A 13,824-nucleotide genomic window follows, 5' to 3' on the forward strand; every position below is an offset into this window, starting at 1 on the left:
GCAGGGAGTGAAACCGCCATGCCGCATTTCACGATCGAATATTCAGCCAATCTCGATAGCCGTCTCGACATCGGCATCGTGTGCGAAGTGGTGCGCAAGGCGGCGGTCGAGACCGGCATCTTCCCGCTCGGCGGCATCCGCGTCCGCGCCGTCAGGTGCGAGCACTACGCAATCGCGGATGCGCGGAACGATTACGGCTTTCTCGACATGGTGCTGCGCATCGGCGAAGGCCGCGATCTTCCGACCCGCCAGAAGGCCGGCGAGCATGTCTTCCAGGTACTGTCCAAACATCTCGATCCCGTCTTCGCCGCCAGCAAGTTCGCTTTATCGTTCGACATGCAGATCAACGACAAGGACACGAGCTGGAAGCGCAACAACATCCACGATGCATTGAAAGTGGAGACTTCCCATGGATAAGCCCACGCCGAAAGCCGATGTGTTCCAGGCCAACCGCGACCGCGCGGCACCGCTGCTGAAGAAGCTGCAGGCGGAAGGCATCGGCCACATGATCGACGGCAAGATCGTGCCCTCGATCTCCGGCCAGATTTTTGAGACGAAGTCGCCGGTCGATGGCGCGATGCTTGCGAGCGTGGCCCGTGGCAATGCCGAGGACATCGACGCTGCGGCCACCGCCGCCGCGCTCGCCTTCAAGTCCTGGCGCGACATGGGCCCGGCGATGCGGAAGAAGCTGCTGCATCGCGTCGCCGATGCCATCGAGGACAACGCCGACGATATCGCGGTGCTCGAGTGCGTCGACACCGGGCAGGCCTATCGCTTCATGGCCAAGGCCGCGATCCGCGCTGCCGAAAACTTCCGCTTCTTCGCCGACAGATGCGCCGAGGCGCGCGACGGCCAGAACACGCCGAGCGACGAGCACTGGAATGTCTCGACGCGCGTGCCGATCGGTCCCATCGGCGTGATCACGCCTTGGAACACACCGTTCATGCTGTCGACCTGGAAGATCGCCCCTGCGCTGGCGGCCGGCTGCACGGTCGTGCACAAGCCGGCCGAATGGTCGCCGGTGACGGCCAGCATTTTGTCCAAGCTCGTCAAGGAAGCCGGCGTGCCCGACGGCGTGCTCAACACCGTGCATGGTTTGGGTGAAGAGGCGGGCAAGGCGCTGACCGAACATCCCGCGATCAAGGCGATCGGTTTCGTCGGCGAGAGCGCGACGGGTTCGGCCATCATGATTCAGGGCGCCCCCACCCTCAAGCGCGTGCATTTCGAACTCGGCGGCAAGAACCCCGTGATCGTGTTCGACGATGCCGATCTCGACCGTGCGCTCGATGCGGTGGTGTTCATGATCTACTCGCTCAACGGCGAGCGCTGCACCTCCTCCAGCCGCTTGCTGATCCAGCAGAACATCGCGGACAAATTCATCGAGAAGCTGACCGCGCGCGTGAAGGCACTTAGGGTCGGTCACCCCCTCGATCCCGCGACCGAGATTGGCCCGCTGATCCACGAGCGGCACCTGGCCAAGGTCTGCTCCTATTTCGACGTCGCGCGCCAGGACGGTGCTGTGATCGCGGTCGGCGGCAAGGCCTATGACGGCCCGGGCGGCGGGCACTATGTCGAGCCGACCTTGGTGACCGGCGCGAGCGGAAAGATGCGCGTGGCGCAGGAGGAGGTGTTCGGCCCCTTCCTCACCGTGCTGCCCTTCAGGGACGAGGCACAGGCGATCGAGATCGCCAACGATATCCGCTATGGCCTGACCGGCTATGTCTGGACCAACGATATGGGCCGGGGCCTGCGCGTCGCGGACGCGCTGGAAGCCGGCATGATCTGGCTGAACTCGGAAAACGTCCGGCATCTGCCGACGCCGTTCGGCGGCATGAAGGCATCAGGCATCGGCCGCGATGGCGGCGATTACTCTTTCGACTTCTATATGGAAACCAAGCACGTCTCGCTGGCGCGGGGCACGCACAAGATTCAGAAACTGGGAATCTGACGCTCGTCGTTCCGAGGGGAAACGCAATGCCCGTACCGCAGCACATCTTCGAGCCGCCGTTCAACATCATCCGCTCCAGCCACGTCGTGCTCGACGTAACCGACCTGAAGCTGAGCCGCGCGTTCTACGAGACAATTGTCGGCCTGCATGTCGAGGATGCCGACGACAAATTCGTGTACCTGCGCGCCGCCGAGGAGCATCAGCATCACTCGCTGGTGCTGCGGAAAGCCGCGGTGTCCGCTTGCGCCCGGCTCGGTTTCAAGGTCGGCAACGATGGCGATCTCGACAAGGCCGCAAAGTTTCTCTCCGAAAACGGCCTCGCCTACGCCTTTGTCGACCAACCGTTTCAGGGCCGCACCCTTCAGTTCACCGATCCTTTCGGGTTCCAGATTGAGCTCTACGCGTCGATGGACCGGCGGCCGCATCTGCTCCGCCGCTTCGATCTCTACAAGGGCTGTCACCCGCAGCGGCTCGACCATTTTAACGTCTTCGCCGCCGAAGTGCAGGACACCGTCGAGTTCTATGCGCGGCTCGGCTTCCGCCTCACTGAATATGCGGAGGAAGATGGACCGAACGGCCGCATCGCGGCGGCCTGGATGCATCGCAAGGGCAACGTCCACGATTTTGCCATCACCAACGGCAAGGGCCCCCGCCTGCACCATTTCGCCTACTGGACGCCGACGGCGATGAACATCATTCATCTCTGCGACGTCATGGCGTCGGCGGGCTTTGTCAAAAACATCGAGCGCGGCCCGGGCCGCCACGGCATCTCGAATGCGTTCTTCCTCTATGTGCGCGATCCTGACGGACATCGGCTGGAGCTCTACACCAGCGACTATTTCACTGGGGATCACGACCACGAGCCGTTGCGCTGGTCGCTGCGCGATCCACGCCGCCAGACATTGTGGGGCGCACCTGCGCCACGCTCCTGGTTCGAGCAAGGCTCGCCGTTCTCTGGCCAGGCCGTGCGTGAGCCAAAATTCGTGGCCGACGTGCTGGTGGCGGATTAAACGATGAAGCTCCCTCGCCTCGCCACTTATTCCATCAAGGGTGCAACGCGCTACGGCGCCGTGCTGGAGGGCGGCATCGTCGACCTCTCCCCGCGCCACGCAAAAGACTATCCGACGCTGCGCGACGTGATCGCCGCCGGAAAGCTCGCAAGCCTCGCTGAAGAGGCCGCCAGCCTGACGCCTGATCACGCGCTCGGCGACATCACCTGGCTGCCACCGGTGCCCGCACCGGAAAAGATCATCTGCATCGGCGTCAACTATCCCGACCGCAACGCCGAGTACAAGGACGGCCAGGACGCGCCGAAATATCCGAGCATGTTCATGCGGAGCCAGCGCTCCTTCGTCGGCCACGACGCACCGCTAGTGCGCCCACGCGCATCCGCGCAGCTCGACTATGAGGGCGAGATCGTGCTGGTGATCGGCAAGCCCGGCCGGCACATTGCCGAGAGTGCCGCGCTCGAGCACGTCGCCGCGCTGACGCTCTGCAACGAAGGCTCGGTGCGCGATTGGCTGCGCCATGCAAAATTCAACGTGACGCAGGGCAAGAATTTTGATTCCAGCGGCAGCCTCGGGCCTTGGCTCGTGCCCTACACCAGGGAAGCGCAGATCGCCGACGTCAGGCTCACCACGCATGTCAACGGCGAGCTGCGGCAGGATGACCGCACCAGCCGGCTGATGTTTCCGTTCCGCTACCTCATCAGCTATATCTCAACCTTCGCGACGCTCGTGCCCGGCGACATCATCGTCACGGGCACGCCGACCGGCGCCGGTGCGCGGTTCGATCCGCCGCGCTATTTGAAACCCGGTGACGTCATCGAGGTCGCAGCCGAAGGCATCGGCACGTTGCGCAACGGCGTCGTCGACGAAGCCTGAACAATCGAAGTGGAATAGCAGAATGACCACCCTCACCGGCGGCGAAGCGATTGTCAGCGGGCTCGTCGCCCACGGCGTCGATACCGTGTTCGGCCTGCCCGGCGCGCAGGTCTACGGCCTGTTCGACGCTTTCCACCAGGCCCAGCTCAGTGTGATCGGCGCGCGGCATGAGCAGGCCTGCGGCTACATGGCGTTCGGCTATGCGCGCTCCAGCGGCAGGCCCGGTGTGTTCAGCGTGGTGCCCGGCCCCGGCGTGCTCAATGCCAGCGCGGCGCTGCTCACCGCCTTCGGCTGCAACGAGCCGGTGCTGTGCGTCACCGGACAGGTGCCGACGCAGTTTCTCGGCAAGGGCCGCGGTCATCTGCACGAGATGCCGGACCAGCTCGCGACGCTCCGCACCTATGTGAAATGGGCCGACCGCATCGAACATCCCGGCAATGCGCCGACCACCGTGGCACGCGCTTTCCAGGAGATGACATCGGGACGGCGCGGCCCCGCCTCGGTCGAAATGCCGTGGGACATTTTTACGCAGCGCGCGGACACCGCCGCCGCACAGGTGCTGGAGCCGCTGTCCGCGCCGCGGCCTGACCCCTATATGATCAAGCAGGCCGCAGCGCTCATCAAGGCTAGCAAGGCGCCGATGATCTTCGTCGGCAGCGGCGCGATCGAAGCGCGCGAGGAAATCCTCGAGCTCGCCGAGATGATCGACGCGCCCGTCGTCGCCTTCCGCAGTGGCCGCGGCATCGTCTCCAATGCGCACGAGCTCGGCCTCACCATGGCCGCCGCCTACAAGCTTTGGCCGAAGACCGATCTCATGATCGGCATCGGTTCGCGGCTGGAGCTGCCGACCATGTCGCGCTGGCCCTATCGCCCGGACGGATTGAAGAGCATCCGCATCGACATCGATCCGGTCGAGATGCGACGCTTCATCTCCGACACCGCCATCGTCGCCGACGCCAGGGCCGCGACCGCCGATCTCGCGGCCGCCGTCAGCAAGGCCGGCTACAGCAAGACCGCCGGCCGCCGCGCCGCGATCCGCGAGGCCAGTGCGACCGCGCTGGCAGAGATCCAGCGCATCCAGCCGCAGATGGCGTACCTGAACATCCTGCGCGACGTGCTGCCGGCGAACGCGATCGTGACCGATGAACTATCGCAGTTCGGCTTCGCCTCCTGGTACGGTTTTCCGATCTACGAGCCGCGCACCTTCATCACGTCAGGCTATCAGGGCACTCTCGGCTCGGGTTTCCCGACTGCGCTCGGCGCAAAGGTCGCGAACCCCGACAAGCCGGTGGTGGCGATCACAGGTGACGGCGGTTTCATGTTCGGTGTGCAGGAGCTTGCTACCGCCGTGCAATTCAACATCGGCGTGGTGACGCTGGTGTTCAACAACAACGCCTATGGCAATGTCCGCCGCGATCAGCGCGAACGCTTCGACGGCCGCGTGGTAGCATCCGATCTGGTCAATCCTGATTTCGTGAAGCTCGCGGAGTCCTTCGGTGTGGCATCAGCGCGCGTTACCGCACCGGACCAGTTCAAGGCGGCGATGGAGAAGGCGCTTAGCCACAGCGGGCCGTACCTGATCTCGGTCGAGGTCACGCGAGACTCCGAAGTCAGCCCGTGGGCGTTCATTCACCCGCCGAAGCCGTAGACCCTCATGGTGAGGAGCGCGAAGCGCGGTCTCGAACCATAGAGGCCCGCGTCTCGCAGCTCGGCTTTCATCTTTCGAGATGGTTGGTTCGCAGGCTCCACAGGATGAGGAGATAGATCAGCGCGTCCGGCGGAAGGTCAAATTGATCCGCTTCCGGCCGAGCAGTGCGTGCTCGCCGTCGGCAAGCGGCGCCACGCCGTGATAGGCGAGCCTGGACGGCCCGCCCCAGACCACGACGTCGCCATGGACGAGCCGGAAGCGCCGTGGCTTGTCGCTGCGCGCCAGGCCGCCGAACAGGAAGGTCGCAGGCAAGCCGAGTGAGACCGAGACGATCGGCGCCGAATAATCCAGCTCGTCCTTGTCCTGATGCAGCGACAGCCGCGTGCCGGGCTCGTAGCGGTTGACGAGACAGGCATCGGGCGCGAAGTCTTGAAAGCCGCCCTGCTCCGCCGCGCGGCGGGCCAGATCGCGGAGAACGGGCGGCATCGCGAGCCACGGCGCCCCGGTTCTTGGATCGATCGGATCATAGCGATAGCCGGTGTGATCGGTGATCCAGCCGCGCTCGCCGCAATTGGTCATCGCCACCGACATCTGATAGCCGCCGGGCGTGGTCATGCGGCGGAACGGCGACTGCGCCACGATCGCGCGCACCGCTTCGATCAGCTCGTTCTCGATCGGCCTGACGAAGCCGCGCAGCAGCACCGCGCCGTCGGCGATCTCCTCGCGCGACGGCTGCGCCTCGGCAACGCTGTCGAACAGATCAGCCGTCAATCGCAGTGCTCATTTGGCATCATGAAAGATCACACCAACCGTATGGCGCTGCCCGGACCTGATCCGGCTGACACCGTGACGGAGATTAACGCGATAAGTGCCGCGTGTCCCCTGCACCGGACGATGATGCACAGCGAAGGCAACCGCATCGCCCTGCGCCAGCGGCACCACTTCCGCGCGGGACTGCATGCGCGGGCGCTGCTCGGTCAGCACGAACTCGCCGCCGGTGAAGTCGCGGCCGGGCTCAGACAGGAGGATCGCGACCTGGAGCGGGAACACGTGCTCGCCATAGAGATCCTGATGCAGGCAATTGAAGTCGCCCGCCTCGTATTGCAGTAGCAGCGGCGTCGGCCGCGGCTGGCCCGCATCGTGACAGCGCTTCAGGAATGCCGCATGTGCTGCGGGATAGCGGATGTCGATCCCCATCGCCTCGTTCCATCTGTTAGCAACGCCTTGCAAATGCCAGTAGAGCGCCGGGCGCAGCTCCGCGATCAGATCGGGCAGCGGATAGGAGAAATATTTGTACTCGCCGCGACCAAAGCCGTGGCGGCCCATGACGATGCGGCTGCGGAAGTGCGCGTCGTCGGGATAGAGGCCGGCGACGGTGCGGCACTGGTCCGGCGTCAGCAAGCCCTTCAGGACGGCGCAGCCTTGGGTATCGAGCTCGGCGGTGATTTGAGGCCAATCGAGGGTGTCGACGTGGGCGGCCAGGTCGGCGGATGAAGTTTGGGACGATTTGCGTGCTGTTGCTGTCATGACTGCCACCTTCGCAAGCAGTTCCGCCCCTTGCCACCCGATTCCCGATTCTCTCCCGTCATTGCGAGCGCAGCGAAGCAATCCGGAGTGTCTCCGCAGAGCCAGTCTGGATTGCTTCGTCGCTTCGCTCCTCGCAATGACGTGGAGAGAGCTGCGCCCACACAACGGAGAGGGATCAGCCTCGCACCGGCAGCGTCACCACGTCATACCCGTGCTTGATCGTCCGCTTCAGCACGGGATCCTCCAGCTCGAAATCGAACCGATCGGCCGGGCGGATGCCGCCCTTGGCCGCAAATGTGCCGCCAAACATGGCGCAGCCGTCGGGGAATCTTCCGCCCCCGAAACCGCGCGCGATCAGGTCGTCGACCGGCAGCATCGCGTCCAGCGTGCCTTCCTGGTAGAGCACGCGCTCGCCCTTGATCGTTGCGTAGGAGCGCAGGATCATCCTGTCCCAATGGCCGATGACGTCCTCGAGCTCCCACAGCGCGGACGCAATCGGCTTGTCGCACATCTGCTTGGACACGGTGACGTTGTAGGCTTCAACCTTGCGGTCGGTATGGTCGGAGCCGCAGCCCACGAAGATGCGGCCCTGCCAGCCGATCAGCACGAACTCGACCTCGCCGGACGAGTCCCCACCGCAGCATTCGATGCTGTCCTCCTGGGTCAGCCGCCGTGCCGAGGCGCGGTAGTAGATCGGCGTCGAGGCCGGCCGGGCGATGCCCATGGCCTCCAGTTCGTCGATGTGCTTGTCGCGCGCGATCGCGTCGCGGCCAGTCCAGCCGGCGATGACCATCTGGTCGATCGCCAGCGTCAGAGGCGTGGTGGTGCCCTGAGCCTCGACGGTGAATGTCAGGTCAAACACGAATTACGGCCTCCATGCCGGCAGCAAGTTCAAAGATACGACGGTCCGAGCCACCTGCGCCTGCAAGCATCAGGCCGACGGGGACATCGCCCTCGCGATGGGCCGGCAGCGAAATTGCGCAGCCGTCGATCATGTTGACCAGGGTACAATTGCGCAGGGCGCGCAGGTTTTCTTTGGTGAACGCCTTGTCGTCGGCGAGATCGGAAATCTTCGGCGGCGTATTGGCGGTGGTCGGCAGCACTAGCGCGTCATACGGCGCGATGCGGGCGTTGACGCGGGCGACCAGGGAGCGGCGCTCGTTGAGGAGATCGATGTAGTCGGCCGCGCTCTGCACCTCGCCGCGCATGATGCGGACGGAGACGCGGGGATCGTAGACGTCGCCCTTGGACGTGATGAGATAGCGATGCCAGGCATAGCTTTCGGAGGCCGCAAAGCCACCCTTGGCGTTCATCGGGCCGATGTCGTGGAGTTCGGCCAGCTCGATGCGCTCGATGATGGCACCGTGATCAGCGAGCGATTTTAGCGCGCGCTCGAACGTTTCCGCCACCGCGGCGTCGAGGTCGTCGAGCGCGATCGTGATCGGCACGGCCAGCCGCATGCCCTTCACGGGGCGCGGTTTAAGCGCGACGATCGGCTCGTTCGCCAGCACCGCATCGAGTATGGCACAGCAGCTGACCGATCGTGCCAGCGGCCCGATGCTGTCGAGCGAGAAGGACAGCGGCACCGCGCCATCGAGCGGCACGCGCCGCTGCGTCGGCTTGTAGCCGACGATGCCGTTGTAAGCGGCGGGAATGCGGCAGGAGCCGCCGGTGTCGGTCCCGAGCGCGCCATGCGCCATGCCGTCGAGCACGGACACCGCGGCGCCCGAGGACGAGCCGCCCGGCACGTGGCCCTCGGCCCGGTTCCAGGCGCCCTTCGGCGTGCCGTAATGCGGATTGATGCCGATGCCGGAATAGGCGAACTCGGTCATGTTGGTGCGGCCAATCACGACGAAGCCGGCCTTGCGCAGCCGGGCCACGGTGGCGGCATCCTGCTCGGCCGGCGGGGAATCGTCGAGCGCGCGGGAGCCGGCGCGCGTCACCTGGCCCTTGATGTCGAACAGATCCTTGATCGAGACCGGGATACCGGCATAGCGCGACGGCGCCGCCTTGGCCTTGCGCAAGCCGTCCATCGCATCCGCAGCCGCGAGCGCGGCGTCCTTGTCGACATGGATGAAGGTGCGCTGGCCCTCGCCTGAGGGATCGGCGATTTTGGCGATGCAGGCCTCGACCAGCTTGCGGGAGGTGGTGCGGCCGTTTTCGAGGTCGTCGGCCAATTTGGCGAGGGTCGGGGCATTCGGCATGTCTGGTTCGCCTGCGTCACGCGCGGCCGGAACGCCGCCGCGCTATTTCAATCCAAAATAGGCGCGCCGCAACGCCTCGTTGTCGGTCATCTCGGCAACCGTGCCGGAACAGCGAATGCGCCCGCCTTCCAGAACAAATACGCGGGTTGCCACTTCAAGGAAACCGATATTCTGCTCGGCGATCAGAAGCGCGATACCGCGTCCCTGCAGGCCGTTCAGAATGCGGATGACCTCCTTGACGAAGAGCGGCGACAGCCCCGCCGAGGGCTCGTCCATGACGAGGAGCTTCGGCTCGGCGGCGAGCGCCTTGGCGATCCCGAGCATCTTGCGCTGCCCGCCCGACAGGCTGGAAGCGGGATTGCGGCGCTTGTCGCGCAGAACGGGAAAAAGACCGTAGAGCTCATCAAGGCGCCGGCGAGGGTCAGCATGTCCCAACGCCTGAGCCCCCACCAGGATGTTCTCCTCGATCGACAGGTCGGGAAACACCGCGAGCTCCGACATGTAGGTCATGCCGAGCTTCATGCGATCGCTGGAACGCATGTGCGCGATATCTCGCCCGGCGAGCGCGATGCTGCCGTGACGGGCCTCGACCAGGCCGACCAGAGATTTCAGGAACGTGGTCTTGCCCGCTCCATTGGCGCCGAGCAGCAGGACCGTCTCGCCTGGTTTGACATCGAGATCGACGCCCCAAAGCACCTGCATGGTGCCATAGCCCGCATCGACGCCAATTGCCTGAAGAAGAGGCGTTGTTTCAGGCGGCATGCTCGCCTCCCAAAAACACCTCGATCACCTGCGGTTCCTTCACGGCCGCAGCGAGCTTGCCCTCGAAGATTTCCCTGCCGGCGTTGAGAACGATGACGCGATCGGTGATGTGCTCGATGAAGCCCATCAGATGCTCGACGACGATGATCGACATGCCGCTTGCCGCGAGCTGCTTGATCCGCTCCGCAATCCAGTCGAGCTCGGCGGGATTGAGCCCCGCGGCGAGCTCGTCGAGCAGCAGCAGGCGCGGTTGCGTCGCCAGCGCGCGGACCAGATCCAGCATTTTCTGCTGTGCGCTGTTGAGATCGGCTGCCGGACGATCGGCAACGGCAGCGAGGCGATATTCGTCGAGCAGCGCGTCGAGGCCCAGCGGCGTTCCGCCGATGTGGCCATACGCCAAAGCGACCCGGACGTTCTCCCGCACGGTCAGCGACATGAACGGCTTCGGCACCTGGAAGGTTCGGTTGATGCCGCGATGGACAAGCTTGTGGGACGCAATGCCGCCAATGGACGCGCCGTCGAAGGCAACCTCACCGCCGTCAGGTGCGTACAGGCCGGAAATCACGTTGATGGCTGTGGTCTTGCCCGAACCGTTCGGACCGACCAGCCCCAACACCTCGCCGGGCGCAGCATGAAAACTCAAACCGTCGAGCGCGACGAAACCGCCGAAGCGCTTCACCAGCTTGCTGACGCTGAGAATGGGTTTCGTATCAGGGGACACGCCACCCCCTCCGCGTCGCCAGCGAGACAAGCCCCGCCGGGAGGAACAGCACCAGCCCCATGATGAGAAGACCGTAGATGAGCTGGAAATATTGCGGGGTCGTGAAACCGATCAGATTGTAGACGCCATACAGGATCAGGACGCCGATGATCGGACCGGAGATCGTCGCGACACCCCCGAACAGCGCGAAGACGATCGCGAAGATGCTGAAATCGCCGCTGAAGACGTTGTCGGGATAGAATACGGAGACGTACCAGGCGTAGATGCCGCCAGCGAGACCGGCCACGAGCGCGGACGCCAGCCAGGCTGCGATGCGCATCTTGACGACATTGACCCCGGACATCGACGCGCTCACGGCATCTTCGCGGACGGCCTGCAGCGCGAGCCCGAAACTCGAGTTCTTCAGGAAGACGACGCCGCCCACGGTCAACGCCAACACAGCCAGGGCGGCATAGTAGGCGTGCGACGGGTTGAACGTGCCTGTCAGCGACACGCCATATGGCCCCTTCGTGATGCCTTCCAATGCCGGATTGGCAACGAGATGCAACACGGCCAGTGACGCAGCGAGATTGGCAATGGCAAAATAGGCGCCGGACAGCCGCAACAACGGCGTCAGCAGCAGGCCGAGCAGGATGCCGACCAGCCCCGCTGCCAGCACCGCCACGATGGCCGGCGACTGGTAGTGCATCACCAACACCGCAAATCCATAAGCACCGGCCCCGAAGAAGCCAACGTAACCGAAGGGCAGATAGCCGGTGAATCCGTAGATGATGTTCACGCCCTGAGCGAGGATCAGGAACGTGACGAAATTGAACAGCAGCAGATGGTTCTGGTAAATTCCGGGCAGAACCGCAAACACGACGATCAGCGGCACCAGAATAAACAGCACGTGCTTGACGGCATTAGGCAACGCGCACCCGCCTTCCAAGCAGGCCGCTCGGACGTAGCAAGAGGATAAGGATCAGCAGCACATAGGGCAAAAGGTCGGCCCATGAGCTGAGATAGGTCTGCACCAGCATGTAGAAGACGCCATAGACGACACCACCGAGGGCCGTGCCGAGCGGATTGCCGAGCGACCCCAGCACGACGATCGCAAACGACGTTACCGTCGCGTCGGCACCGAAGGCCGGCGTGATCGAGCCGAACATGAAAGGCGCAAACACGCCCGCAACCGCAGCAAGACCGAGCCCAACTCCGAAGGCAGCTGCCGAGACACGATCGACGTCGATGCCCGAGGCCAGCGCCTCGTCGCGTCGCGACATCACGGCGCGCGTCAAGGTGCCGAGCCGCGTGCGATAGAGATAAACGTAGACGAGACCAATCGCGACCAGGCTGGTGCCGGCCGCGATCACCCAAGGCGCAGGAAATCCCTGACCGAAAATCCGGATGGGACCGCTGGCCTCCGGCTTGCCGCCAAACAGCTGTACCTTGATGGTCGAGAAGACTGTGCCGAGCAGCCGGCTCTGGATCGAACGCTCACTGGTGCCGGCGAAGATCGTGGTGATGGCTTCGACCACCTGCGACAGGCCGAAGAACAGGATGATGGACAGCATCTCGGGATTTGCGGATCCCTGCAGCCGCGGCACCAGCACCCAATAGAGCAACGTGCCGACCAGGAGAAATATTACGAACGCCAGAGGCACCGCGAACAGCGGGTCGATGCCGGCCAGGCTGACGACACCCAGCGCGACGAAAGCCCCCAGCATCAAGACGTCGCCATGCGCAAGATTGACGATGCGCATGACGCCGAAAACGAGATTGAGGCCGATCCCGACCAGGCTGAAATACAGCCCAAACAGGACGCCGGCGACCAACGCGTAGGTCAACATCGGGAGCCGGCTCCCTGTCTCCGCGCAGCAAGGTTCCGTGTCATGGACGCGGATAGACCGGCTTTCCAGTCGCCGTCTCGTGAGGATAGATCGAGATGAACTTGATATGCCCGTGATCGTTGAGCTCGAGCTGACCAAGCGGCGTCAGCTCTCCGATCTGGCCACCCATCTCGTCGAGCGCGAACGTCCCGTCCAGCGTTTTGAGCTGATTGGACAGGCTGAAGGCCGCTTTGCGCAGTTCCAGCTGATCGAGGCTGGTCGCGACCGACAGGGTCTTTTCGATCACGAGAGCCGTCGTGTATCCGGCGACTGAGTTGAAGCCGAACTCGACCTTGCCGTCGGAATACTTCTTGTCCCAGGCCGCTTTGTACTCGTCCATGTTCATCCCGAAGTTGACGGGATATTTCAGCTCCTGGGGCGGAACGTAGGTAAAGACGTGTTCGAGCCCCTTCTCGCCGACGTTCTTTTCGAGCAGCTCGGTTTCCAGACCCGCATAGATCGAGAACAGCATCTTGAAGTTGACGCCGACGTCCTGGACGTTGCGGAGGAATGCGATGTCGTTCGGCGCATACCCGAAGTGAATCACCGCGTCCGGATTCGTATTGGCAATGTTGTTGATGATCACGGTGTAGTTGGTCGTCTCGGTCGGAACGCCCTGATCGTAGACGATCTCGATCGGCGCCCCCGATTCCTTGACGAACTTGCGGAAGGCATTCGCTTGCGTGCCCGTGAACTCGTTGGTCGCGTAGAGAATCGCGATCTTCTTGATGCCGAGGCCGGGTCCGTCATGCGAGACGAAATCGGCGACCGGCTTCGGCCAAATGGTCGACACAGGGTCGGCCATCAGGGCGATGTACGGATTGTCCTTGGAGAAGAAACTGGCGCCGGTGCCGGTCTGGTCGAACAGGAACATCTTGTGGTCGCGGGCAATAGCAACGGCAGGCGCCGTCAGCACCGAACCGGAATCGGCGACCAGAAGGTCGACCTTATCCTGGGTGATCAGCTGATTATACAATGTGGCCGCGGTCGCTGTGTTGCTCTGGTCGTCATAGGCAACGAGCTTGATCGGGACCTTCTTGTCGAACGCCTTCACGTAGACGCCACCCTCGGCGTTCTTCTGTTCGACCCACAGCTTCAGTCCGTAGTGGACCGGCATCGAGATGGAAGCATAGCGCCCGCTCGACGCGTAGAGCGTTCCGATCTTGATCTCGGCAGGGGCGTCCGCAGCAAGGGCCGGCGCAGCGAAGGTCAGACCTGCAACCAGCGCAACGCCTACAGTTCTCAACATGGAATTCTCCCGAT

14 protein-coding genes are annotated in these 13,824 nt (G+C 63.8%); 5 read left to right on the plus strand and 9 right to left on the minus strand.

Annotation, left to right across the window (positions count from 1 at the left end):
- The first annotated feature begins 18 nt into the window (after positions 1-18).
- Genes ABIA96_RS00925 through ABIA96_RS00945 form a run of 5 tightly spaced genes read left to right on the plus strand, consistent with a single transcriptional unit; the run spans position 19 to position 5,479 of the window.
- On the plus strand, positions 19-417 hold the full coding sequence (locus ABIA96_RS00925; protein WP_354135136.1) for a 5-carboxymethyl-2-hydroxymuconate Delta-isomerase: 399 nt from the start codon (positions 19-21) through the stop codon (positions 415-417).
- Positions 410-1,948, plus strand: a complete 1,539-nt coding sequence (gene hpaE / locus ABIA96_RS00930) for a 5-carboxymethyl-2-hydroxymuconate semialdehyde dehydrogenase (RefSeq protein WP_354135137.1) — start codon at positions 410-412, stop codon at positions 1,946-1,948. The genes ABIA96_RS00925 and hpaE overlap by 8 nt, the downstream gene beginning before the upstream one ends.
- A 26-nt stretch (positions 1,949-1,974) precedes the next feature.
- Positions 1,975-2,958, plus strand: a complete 984-nt coding sequence (hpaD, locus tag ABIA96_RS00935) for a 3,4-dihydroxyphenylacetate 2,3-dioxygenase (RefSeq protein WP_354135138.1) — start codon at positions 1,975-1,977, stop codon at positions 2,956-2,958.
- A gap of 3 nt (positions 2,959-2,961) precedes the next feature.
- Positions 2,962-3,831, plus strand: a complete 870-nt coding sequence (locus ABIA96_RS00940; RefSeq protein WP_354135139.1) for a fumarylacetoacetate hydrolase family protein — start codon at positions 2,962-2,964, stop codon at positions 3,829-3,831.
- Positions 3,832-3,853: 22 nt separating this feature from the next.
- The gene (locus ABIA96_RS00945; RefSeq protein WP_354135140.1) at positions 3,854-5,479 is read left to right on the plus strand and encodes a thiamine pyrophosphate-dependent enzyme; all 1,626 of its coding nucleotides are present in this window, start codon (positions 3,854-3,856) and stop codon (positions 5,477-5,479) included.
- A 117-nt stretch (positions 5,480-5,596) separates the two neighbouring features.
- Here ABIA96_RS00945 and alkB read toward each other — a convergent pair whose 3' ends face one another.
- From alkB to ABIA96_RS00990, 9 genes are all read right to left on the minus strand, one after another.
- On the minus strand, positions 5,597-6,250 hold the full coding sequence (gene alkB, locus ABIA96_RS00950; protein ID WP_354135141.1) for a DNA oxidative demethylase AlkB: 654 nt from the start codon (positions 6,248-6,250) through the stop codon (positions 5,597-5,599).
- 9 nt (positions 6,251-6,259) lie between these two features.
- Complete coding sequence (locus ABIA96_RS00955; protein ID WP_354135142.1) at positions 6,260-7,006, minus strand: 2OG-Fe(II) oxygenase; 747 nt, start codon at positions 7,004-7,006, stop codon at positions 6,260-6,262.
- Between the two features lie 175 nt (positions 7,007-7,181).
- On the minus strand, positions 7,182-7,868 hold the full coding sequence (locus ABIA96_RS00960) for a DUF2848 domain-containing protein (RefSeq protein WP_354135143.1): 687 nt from the start codon (positions 7,866-7,868) through the stop codon (positions 7,182-7,184).
- Entirely contained in the window at positions 7,861-9,210 is a 1,350-nt protein-coding gene (locus ABIA96_RS00965) for an amidase (protein ID WP_354135144.1), read from the minus strand. Before ABIA96_RS00965 ends, ABIA96_RS00960 begins: the two co-directional genes overlap by 8 nt.
- A gap of 42 nt (positions 9,211-9,252) precedes the next feature.
- Positions 9,253-9,972 (minus strand): ABC transporter ATP-binding protein, encoded by a 720-nt coding sequence (locus ABIA96_RS00970; RefSeq protein WP_354135145.1) that lies wholly within the window; start codon positions 9,970-9,972, stop codon positions 9,253-9,255.
- On the minus strand, positions 9,962-10,693 hold the full coding sequence (locus tag ABIA96_RS00975) for an ABC transporter ATP-binding protein (RefSeq protein ID WP_354135146.1): 732 nt from the start codon (positions 10,691-10,693) through the stop codon (positions 9,962-9,964). The genes ABIA96_RS00970 and ABIA96_RS00975 overlap by 11 nt, the downstream gene beginning before the upstream one ends.
- On the minus strand, positions 10,683-11,603 hold the full coding sequence (locus tag ABIA96_RS00980) for a branched-chain amino acid ABC transporter permease (RefSeq protein WP_354135147.1): 921 nt from the start codon (positions 11,601-11,603) through the stop codon (positions 10,683-10,685). The genes ABIA96_RS00975 and ABIA96_RS00980 overlap by 11 nt, the downstream gene beginning before the upstream one ends.
- Positions 11,596-12,522, minus strand: coding sequence for a branched-chain amino acid ABC transporter permease (locus ABIA96_RS00985; RefSeq protein WP_354135148.1), 927 nt, complete (start codon positions 12,520-12,522; stop codon positions 11,596-11,598). The genes ABIA96_RS00980 and ABIA96_RS00985 overlap by 8 nt, the downstream gene beginning before the upstream one ends.
- Before the next feature lie 40 nt (positions 12,523-12,562).
- On the minus strand, positions 12,563-13,810 hold the full coding sequence (locus ABIA96_RS00990) for an amino acid ABC transporter substrate-binding protein (RefSeq protein WP_354135149.1): 1,248 nt from the start codon (positions 13,808-13,810) through the stop codon (positions 12,563-12,565).
- Positions 13,811-13,824: the final 14 nt, after the last annotated feature.

The organism is Bradyrhizobium sp. LB11.1 (assembly GCF_040549385.1).
In the GTDB taxonomy this organism is placed as follows: domain Bacteria; phylum Pseudomonadota; class Alphaproteobacteria; order Rhizobiales; family Xanthobacteraceae; genus Bradyrhizobium.

What these genes read in the sequence shown, in the direction of transcription:
- ABIA96_RS00925 (WP_354135136.1), top strand. Translation starts at nt 19, where the DNA reads ATGCCGCATTTCACGATCGAATATTCAGCCAATCTCGATAGCCGTCTC.
- hpaE (WP_354135137.1), top strand. Translation starts at nt 410, where the DNA reads ATGGATAAGCCCACGCCGAAAGCCGATGTGTTCCAGGCCAACCGCGAC.
- hpaD (WP_354135138.1), top strand. Translation starts at nt 1,975, where the DNA reads ATGCCCGTACCGCAGCACATCTTCGAGCCGCCGTTCAACATCATCCGC.
- ABIA96_RS00940 (WP_354135139.1), top strand. Translation starts at nt 2,962, where the DNA reads ATGAAGCTCCCTCGCCTCGCCACTTATTCCATCAAGGGTGCAACGCGC.
- ABIA96_RS00945 (WP_354135140.1), top strand. Translation starts at nt 3,854, where the DNA reads ATGACCACCCTCACCGGCGGCGAAGCGATTGTCAGCGGGCTCGTCGCC.
- ABIA96_RS00955 (WP_354135142.1), bottom strand. Translation starts at nt 7,006, where the DNA reads ATGACAGCAACAGCACGCAAATCGTCCCAAACTTCATCCGCCGACCTG.
- ABIA96_RS00965 (WP_354135144.1), bottom strand. Translation starts at nt 9,210, where the DNA reads ATGCCGAATGCCCCGACCCTCGCCAAATTGGCCGACGACCTCGAAAAC.
- ABIA96_RS00970 (WP_354135145.1), bottom strand. Translation starts at nt 9,972, where the DNA reads ATGCCGCCTGAAACAACGCCTCTTCTTCAGGCAATTGGCGTCGATGCG.
- ABIA96_RS00985 (WP_354135148.1), bottom strand. Translation starts at nt 12,522, where the DNA reads ATGTTGACCTACGCGTTGGTCGCCGGCGTCCTGTTTGGGCTGTATTTC.
- ABIA96_RS00990 (WP_354135149.1), bottom strand. Translation starts at nt 13,810, where the DNA reads ATGTTGAGAACTGTAGGCGTTGCGCTGGTTGCAGGTCTGACCTTCGCT.